The organism is [Anoxybacillus] calidus (assembly GCF_013760845.1).
Classification (GTDB): domain Bacteria; phylum Bacillota; class Bacilli; order Bacillales; family Anoxybacillaceae; genus Paranoxybacillus; species Paranoxybacillus calidus.
This window is the reverse complement of the sequence record NZ_JACDUU010000003.1, coordinates 1-15,003: the sequence shown is the minus strand read 5'-3', so window position 1 is coordinate 15,003 and position 15,003 is coordinate 1. Positions and strand designations below refer to the sequence as shown.

Genomic DNA, 15,003 nt, shown 5'->3' with positions numbered 1-15,003 from the left:
ATTTTGGCACAAAAAATAAAATAGATACGTATTTTACTATATTTTTACTTTGGCACACTTTTTGCATTATAGTTTTGTGAAACGAATGAAACCAATTTGAAAGGGGATTGGGAGAATGAAAGCAGCTATTGTCAATGAATTTAAACAAAAACTTGAGATTAAAGAAGTAGAGAAACCGAAACTAGAGTATGGTGAGGTGCTTGTAAAAATTGAAGCCTGCGGTGTCTGCCATACCGACTTGCATGCCGCACACGGAGATTGGCCTATCAAACCAAAACTTCCATTAATTCCTGGACATGAAGGTGTCGGCGTTGTTGTGGAAGTGGCTGAAGGGGTCAAATCGATAAAAGTAGGAGATCGCGTTGGCATCCCTTGGTTATATTCTGCTTGTGGTGAATGTGAATATTGTTTGAGCGGAGAAGAAACACTTTGTCCACATCAATTAAATGGAGGATATTCCGTAGACGGCGGATATGCTGAATATTGTAAAGCACCAGCTGACTATGTTGCTAGAATTCCAGAAAATTTAGATCCTGTTGAAGTCGCACCTATTCTTTGTGCGGGGGTAACAACATACAAAGCATTAAAAGTTTCGAATGCAAGACCTGGCGAATGGGTAGCTATTTACGGGATTGGTGGTTTAGGACACATAGCGCTTCAATATGCCAAAGCAATGGGATTCAATGTGGTTGCTGTTGATATAAGTGATGAAAAAATCGAGCTCGCCAAAAATTTAGGTGCTGACATCGCGATTAACGGATTAAAAGAAGATCCGGTAGAAGCAATCCAAGAAAAAGTTGGCGGCGTACAAGCAGCGATTAGCGTCGCGGTAACAAAAAAAGCCTTTGAGCAAGCTTATCAATCTGTGAAACGGGGCGGAACCTTAGTTGTTGTCGGTTTACCAAATGCTGATTTACCGATTCCTATTTTTAACACCGTCTTAAACGGAGTGACTATCAAAGGTTCCATCGTAGGTACAAGAAAAGATATGCAAGAAGCTTTAGACTTCGCTGCAAGAGGAAAAGTCCGTCCGATTGTGGAAACGGCTCCATTAGATTCTATTAATGAAGTATTTGAAAAAATGGAAAAAGGACAAATCAATGGCCGGATTGTATTGACAATGAATTAAACAAAATCATTCATTCACTTTGCAATAAATAGAGAGCGCTTTCATTAACCGCTCCTGTTATTAAAAACGAAAAATATACTATATTTCTAAAAATGAAGGATTGCCACCTCAAATATTGGATAAAATTGAAACGAACCAACAAGAAGGGACTGAATCCCAAAAGTGATTTATACTTTTGGGTCAGCCCCTTTTTCTTTTAACAAATATCTAAGTTTACGAATAGTTATATTCAATCGTTCCGCCGCTTCTTTCCTATTCCCTATTGTTTCCCTTAAAGTTTTCATCACAAAAGCTCTTCCGATTTGTTTCTCTAAATCTTTGACGAATGATAACACATGTTCAAGGTCAACTTTCTCGTTCTCTTTCCATAATGAAAGAATATAGCTTGTCCATTCGTACAAATAACGCTCTAAATCTATGCCATCTTCCGTATTTTTACGAACGGAAAATAATTTCTGCGATAGCGAGGTCCTTTCCGTTTTCAATTTTTCAGGCAAGAAATCAGGAGTGATGATTGTCGTTTCCCCTTCTGCCAATGTCACTGCCCGCTTCACCACATTAAAAAGTTCTCGCATATTTCCCGGCCAATGATATTGTTTCATTTGTAAAATAGCGTCATCGGAAAAAGATAGATTCGAATTCAATTTTTTTAAGAAGTATTCGATGAAAAGTGGCAGATCCTCTATTCGTTCTCTTAGTGGGGGAAGCGTTAATTTCACTACGTCTAACCGATACAATAAGTCTTCCCTAAATCTTTTTTCAGCTACAGCTTGGGCAAGGTTGACATGAGAAGCAGCAATAACCCGTGTATTTGTTCTGCGGATCGTCTCGCCCCCTACCCGAATATACTCCCCTGTTTCCAACACCCTTAGCAATTTCACTTGAATGGCAAGAGAGGCTTCTCCAATTTCATCCAAAAACAAAGTCCCTCTGTTGGCTATTTCAAAAATTCCTTTTTTTTCTTTCACAGCCCCTGTAAACGCACCTTTCTCATGGCCAAACAATTCGCTTTCCAAAAGGGTTTCAGAAACTGCACCGCAATTGATTCCGATAAAAGGTTGCTCGTAACGCATACTCGCATGATGGATAAAATGCGCTAACACTTCTTTTCCTGTCCCTGTTTCTCCTTCAATCAGCACATTGACATTTTTTTTCGCAATTTTGTAAGCTAATTTGATTAAATCGTTCATCTCTTTGTTTTTTCCTACAATAAACCCAAGTGTTTCAGCCAACTTATACATATCATTTTGGGATGATGTTGAACCGCTTCCTAATAACCCTTCGATTAATCTTTCTAATTCATTAATATCATCAAATGGTTTTTCGATATAATCGCTTGCGCCATATTTAATCGCTTCGACTGCTGTTTTCACCGTACTATAGCCAGTCATAATAATCGCTTTACAAGATGGCAATTCGCTTTTCAATTGTTTTAATAGATCTAAACCGTTTGTATCTGGTAATTTTACATCAATGAATGCAAGATCAAATGGGTGTTCTTTGATTAGTCTTGAAAAATCTTTTCCATTCAATCCGAGTTTTACATGATGGCCCTTCCCTTCTAATAAATGTAGAAAGAAAGTGCCTACTTCCCGTTCATCATCAATTACTACAATATTTGCCATAAATGCCCTCCATCCCAATTGACCGTTATTGCTTTGCTGGAAGTTTTAATATAAACTCACTTCCCTTTCCAAGTTCACTGATTACCTCAATCGTTCCACCGTGGGCTTCCGCTATTCCTAAACTGACGGATAATCCAAGTCCAGTCCCTTTTCCTGGCCGCTTTGTTGTAAAAAACGGATTAAAAATTTCTTGTAAATGTTGTTCGCTTATTCCTTTTCCGTTATCTTTGACAGAAAGAAGAACCCAACGTTTTTCGTTTTCTAAGATGGACTTTGTCTCAAGCGTTATGACTTTTTTTGGAAGATTCATATCTTCAAGTGCATCTTTGGCATTGATTAAAAAGTTTAAAATGATTTGTCCAATTTGTTGAACATTCCCTTCAATGAATTCAATCGAATCATCTAATTTTTTTTGAATCGTAATGTTCTGCTTTTTGATTTGATCGCCGACTAATCCTAACACTTGCTCAACAGCCTCATTGACAGAGCAATCTTCAAACATGTATTCATCTTGACGCGAGAAGGTCAATAAATTTTGAATGATGGTTTTGCATCGTTTACCGCACAAATAGATATCGGACAGAAGTTTATACGATCGGTCATCTTTTGGAGCAGATCTTAACAATAGTTGAGCATTTCCGAGGATAGCGGTTAACGGATTGTTTAGTTCATGGGCAATTCCCGCAGCCATTTCGCCAATCGCCGCTAGTTTTCCAGATTGTACTAATTGTGCTTCCATTCGGCATTTCTCTGTAATGTCATTGATATAAATAATGACTGCATACATATTTTGATCTTCGTTAAAAACAGGATATGAATGGAGCTCACATACCCGTTGTTGGATGTGAATCTGCCGATGAACAGGTTTTTTCGTTTGAAGATTTTCTGTTATGGGACTTTCATTGATATTCATTGATAGCAGTTGATGAATGTTTTCTCTAGAACTTTTCTGCCAATCGAATTGAAAAAATTCTTTCGCCGCATCATTAAAACGTAAAATATTTCCTTGCAAATCAACCACTAATATCATTTCCGAAACGGCTCGAAAGGTCTCTTCCCACTCTTTTTTACTTGTAAGCACCTCATTATAAAGCCTAGCATTTTCAATACAAACAGCCAATTGATCGCAAAGTTGCTGGAAGAAGGAAAGATCAGCTTCATCATATTGGATAACTTCTTTACTTCCTATACTTAACACCCCAATGACTTTCCCCTTGCTAATGAGGGGGATTAGCAGCACACTTTGAATTCCCAATATTTCATAAGCTTTATGTTCAATATAAGAAGCTCCTTTTTCCTGTATCTGATAGAAAACTTTTTTGATGGATTGAATCGCTTTCCAATAAAGAGAATTTTCTTTTGGCAAAACAAAGCCAATCGGGAAATATAAGGAATGAGTCGGGTAAACATTGGTTAAAATCAATTCTTCATTTTCGTATAAAGATAAGCTGATCCTTTCTAGCGGAAAAATTTCTTTTAATTTATCAAAAATGTTTTTTAACATTTCTTCCATTGACATATCGATGTTAAAACTTTTGGTTACATCATTTATAATTTCTAGCTGCATATTTTTCTTTTTTAGCTCCACAACCATCTTTTTTAATTCTGTATAATAACTTTTTTTGGAAGATTGGACTCCCGTTAGAAGATTAATCATTTGCTGCCGTTCGCTCATTACCATCATTACCATGCCTTTCTAAATATCTCTTCAATATCTTCAACCGTTACGTCCCGAGGATTGGTAATCATGCAAGCATCATGTAAAGCAATGAGGCTCATTTTTCGTATTTCCTCTTTCTCCAAACCAATATCGGATAATCGTTGGGGAGCCCCGATATCCAATGTTAAATTTTTTACGTACTCAATTGCTTTTTTCCCTGCTTCCATATCAGACATACCACGAATATCAATGCCAAGGAAAAGAGCAATATCAGCAAATTTTTTTGGATTGGCTAGAAGGTTATATTCCATTACATGTGGAAGTAATATGGAATTTACATCACCATGAAGGATTGGATACTTCCCTCCTATTGCATGTGACATAGCGTGTACAGCTCCTAAAATGGCATTGGAAAAAGCAAGACCGGCTTGCAAGCTTGCCATCGCCATATTAGTCTTAGCTTCCTTATTGATTTTTGAAGCGACAGAAGGGCGTAAATATTGCGCTACTAAAGAAATGGCATTTTTAGCTTGAACATCGGTTAACGGAGTCGCAGCTAAACTTACGTATGCTTCAATGCCGTGAGTTAAGACATCTAACCCTGTTGAAGCGGTTAAATGAGCGCTTTTGGTTGACAATGTTTCTGGATCTACAATGGCAATATCAGGAACAAGAGATTTTGAAACAATAGTCATCTTTTTTTGTCCCGCTGTATCTAATATTACCGAAAATTGCGACACTTCCGATCCTGAGCCTGCTGTTGTTGGAATCATGACTTGCGGAGGAAGGGGATTTTTAATTTTGTCAATTCCTTCATAGTCATGAATTCTCCCGCCATTCGTTGCAAGAATAGCAATCGCCTTTGCCACATCGATGGCACTTCCCCCACCAATTCCAATAATCGAATCACATTCATTTTGAATATATACTTCACATCCCTTTTCCACTTCACTATCTTTTGGATTCATCGTTACATCATAAAATGTCGTATATTTTAAACCAATTTGTTTACAGCTTTTGATCACAACATCTAGCCATCCAGCTTCAATAACACCAGGGTCACTAACAATTAATACATTTGTAGCCCCAAGCCTAAGACAGCTTTCCCCTACTTGGTGAATAGCACCATTTCCGAAAATGACCTCAGGCATGACAAATTTATGGATATTCATCGTCTTCCCACCTAACAAAAAATCGTATGATCACATGTCAAACGCTTTCACTATCTTAAAATAAAAAGGTTGCCATACAAGTCTTTGTCCAATAAGGCTTTCATGTTGATATCTTTATTCGATAGACAAATGAAAATTTCCTTTTTAACCATCTGCCTCATCTAAGCAATAAAAAAACCCGTTCATTTACGAACGAGTTTAATCCATGTTCAAGTGAATTTGATAACGAGGCATTGCTCTTGTAAGTGTTTTATATATTTTGTCGCGATCTTTTTCCCTTTGTTCTTGGGAAACATTTTTTGTGGCGTGCACAGTTACCCATGCATCGCGCCCATTAATCCAAATGGATCCTGGTCTGTAGTCCGTATATTTTTCAATCACCTGAGCTATTTTATTCACATCAGCGCGATTGTTTGCACTACCTTCCGTTAAGCTAATAAAATTTGGATTTTGGTTTGTTTTTTCCGGATTCGCAAAATCGTTATAAAAGTCTTTCGATAAGTAACGTTTATAAGCTCGATCATCCTTATCATACGTCATTAATCTTGTCCCATCTTTATCTAAGCTGTTCTCTTCATAATCTGAATGATTGGGATTTACCGCACAAGCTGAGAGAAGTACAAAAATAAAAAACGGCAGTAAGGTTCTCATATTTGTCGCCTCCCTGCCGTTAGCTTTCCCAACCATATGAAAAGTATTTATCCGCTTAGCCAACAATCTCTTCCATTACATTATCTCGCACCATTTTTCGCTTCTTTATAAACTGCGCCGCTCACTGGCTTGTCCGGCACTTCATGGTGATGGCGGCACCGCGGTTCATACGATTCGCTTGCGCCAACTAAAATAACTGGGTCATGATACGAAGCGGGCTTGCCGTTAATCAGTCGTTGGGTGCGGCTTGCCGGTGAGCCGCATACCGTACAAACAGCTTGCAGTTTTGTGACAGATTCAGCGATTGCCATCAACACAGGAACAGGTCCAAATGGCTCACCGCGAAAATCTTGATCTAACCCTGCGACAATGACGCGATATCCTTGATTGGCTAATGTTTGCACGACTTCAATAATGTCGTTTTCAAAAAATTGTACTTCGTCAATCGCAATGACGTCTGTTTGTTCAGTAATATGCTGGAAAATTTCCACAGCTGAAGAAACAGGAATGGCAATGACGGATGTGCCGTTATGGGAAACGACAGCTTCGTCACTGTAACGGTTATCAATGGTTGGTTTAAATACTTTGACTTCCTGTTTGGCAAATGTCGCCCGACGGACACGGCGAATTAATTCCTCTGATTTCCCAGAGAACATGCTTCCGCAAATCACTTCGAGCCAGCCGGATTGCTTCATCACATACATAATAGACGGCTCTCCCTTCTTCGTCCTTTTCTCTCATTCGTTCGTTTTGACGACTGTATAACCGCCATTATTTACGCTTATCTTTTTCTCTATTCAGTAAAAAAACAGGCAAGCTCTTTTTATTCACTTGCCTGTTCCTTATGATTGGCTTCGCTTTTCTTATTGTCTAGCTCCAGCGCCCAGCCGCTCCGGAAGAACATTTACCCATCGCGGCTAAGCAGGGCACTTCCGCTTTTCTTACTTCAAGCCGTATTTTTTGTTGAATTTATCTACACGTCCTGCAGCAGAAGCGAATTTTTGACGTCCTGTATAGAATGGATGGCACTCAGAGCAAATCTCAACGCGCACTTCTTCTTTAACAGAACCGCTTTCGAATTCGTTGCCACAAGCGCATTTTACCATTACCTTTTTGTACTCTGGATGGATTCCTGCTTTCATTCTTTTCAACTCCTTCCGCCCTGAATCTTTTCGAAACAGAGTTATATATTAAGTTGTGAGCAAGATAATCTTCTCACGTTTTATCAAAACACACATGTTAAAATTATAACAAGCCGTATCTCTTTTTGCAACTACCTGTTTTTTCATGACGACAAAGACTACTTTAAATTCGCTTTGCTGCTGTGGCACTTAGTCCTTTCCATTCCTCATCGAGCATTTCGAAAAATTCTTCGTTTGTTTTCGTTTGTTTTAATTTATTTAAAAATCTTTCAACGAAATCCGGCGTATCAGACATTGTTTTGCGAATCGCCCACAATTTATCAAGATGTTCTTTCGGAATTAACAGCTCTTCTTTGCGCGTGCCGGAGCGGCGAATGTCAATGGCAGGGAAAATGCGCTTTTCCGCTAAGGAACGGTCAAGATGAAGTTCCATATTACCTGTTCCTTTAAATTCTTCGTAAATGACGTCATCCATTCTTGACCCTGTATCCACTAACGCTGTTGCTAAAATCGTTAAGCTTCCGCCCTCTTCAATATTACGCGCTGCTCCAAAGAAGCGCTTTGGACGGTGAAACGCTGCCGGGTCAATCCCTCCAGAAAGCGTGCGGCCGCTTGGTGGAATGACTAAGTTGTAGGCGCGGGCTAAGCGAGTAATACTGTCCATTAAAATGATGACATCGCGCTTATGTTCAACAAGACGCATCGCTCTCTCTAACACAAGTTCCGCTACTTTAATATGGTTTTCCGGCACTTCATCAAACGTGGAGCTAACGACATCTGCATTGACAGAACGCTCAATATCTGTCACTTCTTCAGGACGTTCATCAATAAGAAGGACAATCAATTCTGCCTCAGGATGGTTTGTTGTAATGCTGTTGGCAATTTCTTTTAATAACATCGTCTTACCGGCTTTCGGCGGCGCTACAATGAGACCGCGTTGGCCAAAACCGATCGGAGCAATTAAATCAATAATTCTCGTCGATAGTTTGTCTGGCGTTGTTTCCAGTTTCATTTGACGATTTGGATAAAGCGGAGTCAAGGCTGGAAAGTGAACACGTTCTTTGGCGATTTCAGGGTCTTCTCCGTTAACCGCTTCCACGTGAAGCAAGCCATAATAACGCTCGTTTTCTTTTGGCGGACGCACTTTTCCGGATACTTTATCACCATTTCTTAAATCGAAACGACGAATTTGTGAGGCAGAAATATAAATATCTTCAGAACTTGGCGAATAGTTAATAGGCCGTAGGAAACCAAACCCTTCTGATTGAATAATTTCCAGAACGCCTTCCATAAATAACAATCCGTCTTGTTCTGCTTGCGCTTTTAGAATCGCAAAAATTAATTCTTTCTTTGTTAGTTTACTGTAATAAGAAATTTTGTACTGACGAGCTAATTCATAAAGCTCTTTCAGTTTCATATTTTCTAAAGTAGCAATTGTTAAATCCATTTCTACACCACTCTTTTACTATTTTTAGTTTTCCTCCCATATGTCAATGCGAGTTTTTAAATTGATGAAATCACTATGGATGGAATGAAAGAAGATAAAGAAGATTGATGCAATGGAAGCAGAATAGCAGGGCTTGTTATTTACGCAAGCACAACACGACTATTTTACCCTTTTCCTCGTTTTTTAATCAACATATTTTATTTTTTAAAAAGCAAAAATAGGCGAGGTGATAGGTACACCCCGCAAAAATTCCGAAAATTATTTGATGACTAAGTTTGGTTTTTTATTTAAATTATGACGTCCTTCAATAAAGCGGACAGATCCTGATTTGGCGCGCATAACAACGGAATGGGTCTCGGCATAAGCGCCTTTAAATTGGACTCCGCGCAGCAATTCTCCGTCCGTTACACCCGTTGCGGCAAAAATGGCGTCGTCTCCTTTCACAAGATCCTCCATACGCAATACTTTATTAACATCCAACCCCATTTTTTTGCAGCGTTCTAACTCTGCATCGTTTTGTGGCAATAATTTTCCTTGAATTTCGCCGCCTAGACATTTTAAAGCAACCGCAGCTATAACACCTTCAGGAGCTCCGCCAGAACCAAATAAAATATCAACCCCTGTATGGTCAAATGCTGTATTGATCGCAGCGGCTACATCTCCGTCATTAATCAGCTTAATACGGGCACCTGCCTCGCGAAGCTCGGTGATAATTCGTTCATGGCGAGGACGATTCAATACGATCGCCACAATATCTTCAATATCTTTATTTTTTGCCTTTGCAACCGCTTTTAAATTATCGATAATAGGCGCATTAATATCAATCATGCCAACTGCTTCTGGTCCAACGGCAATTTTGTCCATATACATATCAGGTGCATGGAGCAAATTACCATGGTCGGCAATGGCGACGACAGCGAGCGCATTCCATCCTCCGGAAGCAACAATATTCGTTCCTTCAAGCGGATCGACGGCTACATCGACGCGAGGACCGTAACCTGTCCCTAATTTTTCACCAATATATAACATTGGTGCTTCGTCCATTTCTCCTTCACCAATCACAACCGTACCTTTCATCGGCACTGTATCGAAAACATCGCGCATCGCTGAAGTGGCGGCATCATCCGCCTCATTTTTCTTCCCGCGTCCCATCCAGCGCGCAGATGCTAATGCAGCAGCTTCTGTCACACGAACAAGTTCCATCGATAAGCTTCTTTCCATGATAATTTCTCCCTCTTCCCCTTTACTCACATCAATTTTGCATTTGTTCGATTTCCTGGTCGCTCATTTTCTCGCGCCAAATAGTTGCGCCTAAACCATTCAGCTTTTCAACTAGATTGCAGTAACCGCGATCAATATGTTCTAGACCTGTAATTTCCGTAATTCCTTCCGCCATTAAACCAGCCACTACAAGAGCTGCGCCAGCACGCAAATCGCTTGCTTTCACTTTTGCCCCTTGAAGCTGGGTAGGACCAGTAACAATGGCTGAACGACCTTCCACTTTTATGTTGGCGCTCATTCTTCGCAATTCATCAATATGTTTAAAACGAGAGCAGTAAATCGTATCCGTTACTACGCTTGTCCCGTTTGCTTTTGTTAAAAGTGTGGTAAACGGCTGCTGCAAATCAGTAGGAAATCCCGGATAAACGAGCGTTTTTATATCGACTGCCTTTAACTCTTTCGTTCCAGCCACTAAAATTTGATCATCACTCGTTTCAACCCGTACTCCCATTTCGCGTAACTTCGCTGTTAATGATTCGACATGTTGAGGAATGACATTGTCGACAACAATTTCTTCGCCCATTGCGGCACCGATAATCATAAACGTTCCAGCTTCAATACGATCAGGGATAATCGAATGACGGCAACCGGACAGCTTTTCAACACCGTCAATGCGAATAACGTCCGTTCCGGCCCCTTTAATTTTTGCTCCCATATTGGATAAAAGGGTCGCAACGTCAATAATTTCCGGTTCTTTTGCTGCGTTTTCAATAATGGTGCGTCCTTTCGCACGTACCGCTGCCAACATAATGTTAATCGTCGCTCCGACGCTTACCACGTCCAAATAAATGCGGGCACCGCGCAGTTCGTCCGCACGTAAATAAATCGCACCTTGTTCATTTGTTACTTTTGCTCCAAGTGCTTCGAACCCTTTAATGTGCTGGTCGATCGGCCGAGGTCCTAAATGGCATCCACCTGGCAAACCGACAACAGCTTTTTTAAATCGTCCGAGCATCGCTCCCATTAAATAATAAGAAGCGCGCAGTTTTTTCACTTTTCCGTTTGGAAGAGGCATGGACACTATATTCGTCGGATCAATCGTTGCCTCTTTCCCATCAAAATAAAATGTTCCGCCTATTTCTTCAACTAAATCTCCTAAAACGCGAACATCGGAAATATCCGGCAACCCTTCAATGGTGACGGGTGATTCGGCTAGGATCGTAGCTGGAATTAAAGCAACAGCACTATTTTTTGCTCCGCTCACTCTTACGGTTCCTCTTAAAGGATAGCCGCCAGCGATCTTTAACTTTTCCATTATAGTCTCCCTTCCAGCGAAGATAACTGCGTTAACACGATGCGATCGGTAATTTCTACCATTATAAAATAACGCAACAAAATATAGTATCTACTTCTTTAGTTTACACAAAAATATATAAATCATGTAAGCGTTTTTAACAAATTTCGTCGTTATTGTTATTATTGATTTTGCTTATTCCAGTCAGCTAGAAACTTCTCAATGCCTTGATCTGTCAATGGGTGATTAAATAATTGCATAAGTACTTTATACGGTATAGTGGCAATATGTGCTCCTCTCAACGCTGCTTCTGTGACATGAAGCGGATGACGAATAGAGGCAGCAATAATTTCTGTATCGATACCATGGATATTAAAAATGTCTGCAATCGTTGAAATCAATTCTAAACCGTTATGACCAATATCATCTAAACGACCGAGGAATGGGGAAACATATGTCGCACCAGCACGTGCTGCCAAAAGCGCTTGATTGGCACTAAAAATAAGCGTAACATTCGTTTTAATTCCTTTTTCGCTGAACACTTTTACTGCTTTTAAACCGTCTGGGGTCATCGGAACTTTAATAGTGATATTAGGGGCAATTTTCGCAAGTTCTTCTCCTTCTTTAATCATTTCTTCAGCGGTTGTGGAAATGACTTCGGCACTCACAGAGCCAGAAACAATGGCTGTAATTTCGCGAAGGCGGTCATGAAAAGATACGTTTTCTTTCGCAACAAGGCTTGGGTTGGTTGTCACTCCCGCTAAAATGCCTAGCTCATTTGCTTTTTTAATTTCCTCGATATTGGCGGTATCAATAAAAAATTTCATAATAAAACATCCTCCTCTTTCTAATCTTTCATCATCAACAAATGAAAAGGAAACCGCCCTGATGTGACAATTGATTGGTCACAACAGTGCGGTTTTTTTCACTTTTATGATCCCGGCACCTAGTGGAAAATAGCCTTCCTCTGTCGAAGCGACAAGCGTTTCTCGTCGGAAGAACATTTTCCTTCGACATTAGGCGCTCGGCTCTACTTTTCTTTTTGTATAGCTCGGCTCGCAACGCCTTCTGGAAAATAACCTTCCTCCGTCGAAGTGCAAGCACTTCTCGTCGGAAGAACATTTTCCTTCGGCGTTAGGCGCTCGACTCCGCTTTTCTTTTTGTCTAGCTCCGTCGCCTAGCTCTCTTCTGTCAAATAACCTTCACTCTCGAAGTGTTAAACACTTCTGCGAGTGAAGAACATTTGGCTTTGAGAGCTAATCAAGGTGCCTTCGCTTTTCTTATTGTCTAGCTTCAGCGGCTAGCTCTCTTCTGCCAAATAACCTTCTCCCTCGAAGTGCAAGCACTTCTGCGGGCGAAGAACATTTGGCTTCGAGAGCTAATCGCGCCGCTTCCGCTTTTCTTATGCTTTTCCTGAAGAGCCGAATTCGCGCATTTTGCCAATCACAGTAGCTTTGATGGCGTCGCGGCCAGGGCCGATAATTTTGCGCGGATCGTATACTTTTTCATCTTTCGCTAATAATTCGCGTACTACTTTTGTAAATGCCATTTGGTTTTCTGTATTTACGTTAATTTTGGAAGTACCTAATGAAATCGCGCGTTGAATTTGTTCTGTTGGAATGCCTGTACCGCCGTGTAATACAAGCGGAACACCTGTTAAATCGCGGATTTCCTCCATCTCTTTAAAGCCCAATTTTGGCTCTCCTTTATAAGGGCCATGAACAGAGCCTAACGCAGGAGCCAAGCAGTCGATACCTGTCCGCTTTACAAGTTCTTCACACTCTTTCGGGTCAGCGTAAATGACGCCGTCTGCCACAACATCGTCTTCTTGTCCACCTACGATACCTAACTCTGCTTCAACAGAGACACCGCGAGCATGAGCATACTCTACTACTTTTGATGTGATTTCAACGTTCTCTTCAAATGGATGATGAGAAGCATCGATCATGACAGAAGTAAAACCTGCATCAATCGCTTCTTTACACTTTTCAAAGCTGGAGCCGTGGTCTAAGTGAATCGCCACAGGAACAGTGATGTTCATGTCTTCCATTAAACCTTTTACCATGTTGACAACCGTTTTGAAACCGCCCATGTAGCGCGCAGCACCTTCGGATACACCGAGAATAACAGGCGATTTTTCTTCTTCTGCAGCCGCTAAAATCGCTTGTGTCCATTCAAGGTTGTTAATATTAAACTGACCAACTGCATACTTGCCTTCCAATGCTTTATTAAGCATTTCCTTCATTGAAACTAAAGGCATCGTAAAGTTTCCTCCTTACTATCTAGCTTCGCCTTTCTGTCAAAAAATCTAATCCAGCTATCATGTGTAGCATGCCGAAAATGAGAAAATGTATGTATGAAAGGCGGTAATACTGCACGTTATAAGCATACCAACTTACAGAAAAAACAGCAATATAAACCGCTTGAACTTTATCAAACAATCATAGATAAGATAAAAATCGGTCTATAAAACATTATGTTGTAATGGGCAAATGTTTTTTCACCGCTGCACGCAGTTCGTCAATATCAAACGGCTTAGCGAAATGCATAATCGCTCCTAATTCTTTTGTCTCCTGAATCATATCCAGCTCTCCGTACGCTGTCATAATAATAACGCGAATATCTTGATTAATCGCTTTAATTCGTTTTAAAATCTCAATTCCATCCATCCCTGGAATTTTCATATCCAATAACACAAGGTCTGGAGAATGTTTTTGAACAATATCTAACGCCTGAACACCATTTGCAGCTTGGAATGTCGTATAGCCTTCCTTTTGAAAAACTTCGTTTAATAAAATACGAATACCGTATTGATCATCTACAATTAAAATTTTGTTGCTCATGGTATACACCCCAATTCCATTTTCTATAAAATATTAATTCGCAATGAAACATCAATTTCCTGCTGTCTTTTGTTAACAATAATTGACAATTTTTATCGAATTTCATTATTTTTCTCATTTATATTTTTCACTTGTTATAATTAATATAACTTAGTCAATAGAAGGAAGGTTAGCCAAATGTTAAAAATTTTCATGACACAGTTAAGCGGATATTTTAAAAAAATTGCCGAGCAAGAGGAATTTCATTTAGAAGACGGAGCGCGTCTTCTTGCTCAAGCACTCTTTGGAGATGGGCATATTTTTCTTCACGGCTTTAACGAAATGGAAGCGATTGTCCTTGAAGCGACAATGGGACAGGAGCCGATGCCGAAAGCGAAGAAACTAATTGAAAATGGAACAATGGCCGAGGTTGATGAAACGGACCGTATTTTGTTAATTACGCGCTTTTCGCATGACAAAGAAGCGATTTCTTTAGCTCAACAATTAAAAGAGCGGGGATTGCAGATCGTCGGTCTATCAGCAGTTGTAGATGAAACGAATGCTTCACTTGCAGATTATGTCGATGTACATATTGATACGAAGCTCGTTAAACCGTTAATTCCCGATGAAGATGGCAGCCGCTTCGGCTTTCCGGCTGTAATGACCGCATTATTTGCCTATTATGGTTTGCTGTTTACAATAAAAGAAATTCTAGATGAATATTAAGGTAACAAAGGGGCTGACTCATAATGGTCTTACCCCTGTCAAGTAGACAGAATAAAAGAAAGTCTATGCAACCTTTCTCCGATATTCCACCGGAGAAAGGTTGTTCAATTTCTT

The 15,003-nt window shown here is 40.0% G+C and carries 14 protein-coding genes; 2 read left to right on the top strand and 12 right to left on the bottom strand.

Annotation, left to right across the window (positions count from 1 at the left end; all coding sequences use genetic code 11):
- The first annotated feature begins 115 nt into the window (after window positions 1-115).
- Window positions 116-1,129 carry an alcohol dehydrogenase AdhP gene (gene adhP / locus HNQ85_RS06940; protein ID WP_181537034.1) on the top strand — a complete coding sequence of 338 codons (1,014 nt, stop codon included), beginning with the start codon at window positions 116-118 and terminating at the stop codon, window positions 1,127-1,129.
- A 167-nt stretch (window positions 1,130-1,296) separates the two neighbouring features.
- Here the strand turns inward: adhP and HNQ85_RS06935 are convergent, their stop codons facing one another.
- The 12 genes from HNQ85_RS06935 to HNQ85_RS06880 form a co-directional block, all read right to left on the bottom strand.
- Window positions 1,297-2,754 (bottom strand): sigma-54-dependent transcriptional regulator, encoded by a 1,458-nt coding sequence (locus HNQ85_RS06935; RefSeq protein WP_181537033.1) that lies wholly within the window; start codon window positions 2,752-2,754, stop codon window positions 1,297-1,299.
- 25 nt (window positions 2,755-2,779) lie between these two features.
- Complete coding sequence (locus HNQ85_RS06930) at window positions 2,780-4,429, bottom strand: sensor histidine kinase (RefSeq protein WP_181537386.1); 1,650 nt, start codon at window positions 4,427-4,429, stop codon at window positions 2,780-2,782.
- 8 nt (window positions 4,430-4,437) lie between these two features.
- A complete protein-coding gene (locus tag HNQ85_RS06925) occupies window positions 4,438-5,586 on the bottom strand; it encodes an iron-containing alcohol dehydrogenase (RefSeq protein WP_181537032.1) in 1,149 nt (382 codons plus the stop codon).
- Window positions 5,587-5,784: 198 nt separating this feature from the next.
- Window positions 5,785-6,237, bottom strand: coding sequence for a hypothetical protein (locus tag HNQ85_RS06920; RefSeq protein WP_181537031.1), 453 nt, complete (start codon window positions 6,235-6,237; stop codon window positions 5,785-5,787).
- An 80-nt stretch (window positions 6,238-6,317) separates the two neighbouring features.
- Window positions 6,318-6,941, bottom strand: coding sequence for a thymidine kinase (locus tag HNQ85_RS06915; RefSeq protein ID WP_181537030.1), 624 nt, complete (start codon window positions 6,939-6,941; stop codon window positions 6,318-6,320).
- 237 nt (window positions 6,942-7,178) lie between these two features.
- Entirely contained in the window at window positions 7,179-7,379 is a 201-nt protein-coding gene (rpmE, locus tag HNQ85_RS06910; RefSeq protein ID WP_181537029.1) for a 50S ribosomal protein L31, read from the bottom strand.
- Between the two features lie 163 nt (window positions 7,380-7,542).
- Complete coding sequence (gene rho / locus HNQ85_RS06905; protein WP_181537028.1) at window positions 7,543-8,826, bottom strand: transcription termination factor Rho; 1,284 nt, start codon at window positions 8,824-8,826, stop codon at window positions 7,543-7,545.
- A 258-nt stretch (window positions 8,827-9,084) separates the two neighbouring features.
- Complete coding sequence (glpX, locus tag HNQ85_RS06900) at window positions 9,085-10,047, bottom strand: class II fructose-bisphosphatase (RefSeq protein WP_181537027.1); 963 nt, start codon at window positions 10,045-10,047, stop codon at window positions 9,085-9,087.
- 31 nt (window positions 10,048-10,078) lie between these two features.
- The gene (locus HNQ85_RS06895) at window positions 10,079-11,362 is read right to left on the bottom strand and encodes a UDP-N-acetylglucosamine 1-carboxyvinyltransferase (protein WP_181537026.1); all 1,284 of its coding nucleotides are present in this window, start codon (window positions 11,360-11,362) and stop codon (window positions 10,079-10,081) included.
- 161 nt (window positions 11,363-11,523) lie between these two features.
- The gene (gene fsa, locus HNQ85_RS06890) at window positions 11,524-12,168 is read right to left on the bottom strand and encodes a fructose-6-phosphate aldolase (RefSeq protein ID WP_181537025.1); all 645 of its coding nucleotides are present in this window, start codon (window positions 12,166-12,168) and stop codon (window positions 11,524-11,526) included.
- 575 nt (window positions 12,169-12,743) lie between these two features.
- Window positions 12,744-13,601, bottom strand: coding sequence for a class II fructose-bisphosphate aldolase (locus tag HNQ85_RS06885; protein ID WP_181537024.1), 858 nt, complete (start codon window positions 13,599-13,601; stop codon window positions 12,744-12,746).
- A 214-nt stretch (window positions 13,602-13,815) separates the two neighbouring features.
- Window positions 13,816-14,184, bottom strand: coding sequence for a response regulator (locus HNQ85_RS06880; RefSeq protein WP_181537023.1), 369 nt, complete (start codon window positions 14,182-14,184; stop codon window positions 13,816-13,818).
- A gap of 177 nt (window positions 14,185-14,361) precedes the next feature.
- On the opposite strand from HNQ85_RS06880, the gene HNQ85_RS06875 reads away from it, so the two are divergent.
- Window positions 14,362-14,889, top strand: coding sequence for a DUF2529 domain-containing protein (locus HNQ85_RS06875; protein WP_181537022.1), 528 nt, complete (start codon window positions 14,362-14,364; stop codon window positions 14,887-14,889).
- Window positions 14,890-15,003: the final 114 nt, after the last annotated feature.

What these genes read in the sequence shown, in the direction of transcription:
- adhP (WP_181537034.1), top strand. Translation starts at nt 116, where the DNA reads ATGAAAGCAGCTATTGTCAATGAATTTAAACAAAAACTTGAGATTAAA.
- HNQ85_RS06935 (WP_181537033.1), bottom strand. Translation starts at nt 2,754, where the DNA reads ATGGCAAATATTGTAGTAATTGATGATGAACGGGAAGTAGGCACTTTC.
- HNQ85_RS06930 (WP_181537386.1), bottom strand. Translation starts at nt 4,429, where the DNA reads ATGAGCGAACGGCAGCAAATGATTAATCTTCTAACGGGAGTCCAATCT.
- HNQ85_RS06925 (WP_181537032.1), bottom strand. Translation starts at nt 5,586, where the DNA reads ATGAATATCCATAAATTTGTCATGCCTGAGGTCATTTTCGGAAATGGT.
- HNQ85_RS06920 (WP_181537031.1), bottom strand. Translation starts at nt 6,237, where the DNA reads ATGAGAACCTTACTGCCGTTTTTTATTTTTGTACTTCTCTCAGCTTGT.
- HNQ85_RS06915 (WP_181537030.1), bottom strand. Translation starts at nt 6,941, where the DNA reads ATGTATGTGATGAAGCAATCCGGCTGGCTCGAAGTGATTTGCGGAAGC.
- rpmE (WP_181537029.1), bottom strand. Translation starts at nt 7,379, where the DNA reads ATGAAAGCAGGAATCCATCCAGAGTACAAAAAGGTAATGGTAAAATGC.
- rho (WP_181537028.1), bottom strand. Translation starts at nt 8,826, where the DNA reads ATGGATTTAACAATTGCTACTTTAGAAAATATGAAACTGAAAGAGCTT.
- glpX (WP_181537027.1), bottom strand. Translation starts at nt 10,047, where the DNA reads ATGGAAAGAAGCTTATCGATGGAACTTGTTCGTGTGACAGAAGCTGCT.
- HNQ85_RS06895 (WP_181537026.1), bottom strand. Translation starts at nt 11,362, where the DNA reads ATGGAAAAGTTAAAGATCGCTGGCGGCTATCCTTTAAGAGGAACCGTA.
- fsa (WP_181537025.1), bottom strand. Translation starts at nt 12,168, where the DNA reads ATGAAATTTTTTATTGATACCGCCAATATCGAGGAAATTAAAAAAGCA.
- HNQ85_RS06885 (WP_181537024.1), bottom strand. Translation starts at nt 13,601, where the DNA reads ATGCCTTTAGTTTCAATGAAGGAAATGCTTAATAAAGCATTGGAAGGC.
- HNQ85_RS06880 (WP_181537023.1), bottom strand. Translation starts at nt 14,184, where the DNA reads ATGAGCAACAAAATTTTAATTGTAGATGATCAATACGGTATTCGTATT.
- HNQ85_RS06875 (WP_181537022.1), top strand. Translation starts at nt 14,362, where the DNA reads ATGTTAAAAATTTTCATGACACAGTTAAGCGGATATTTTAAAAAAATT.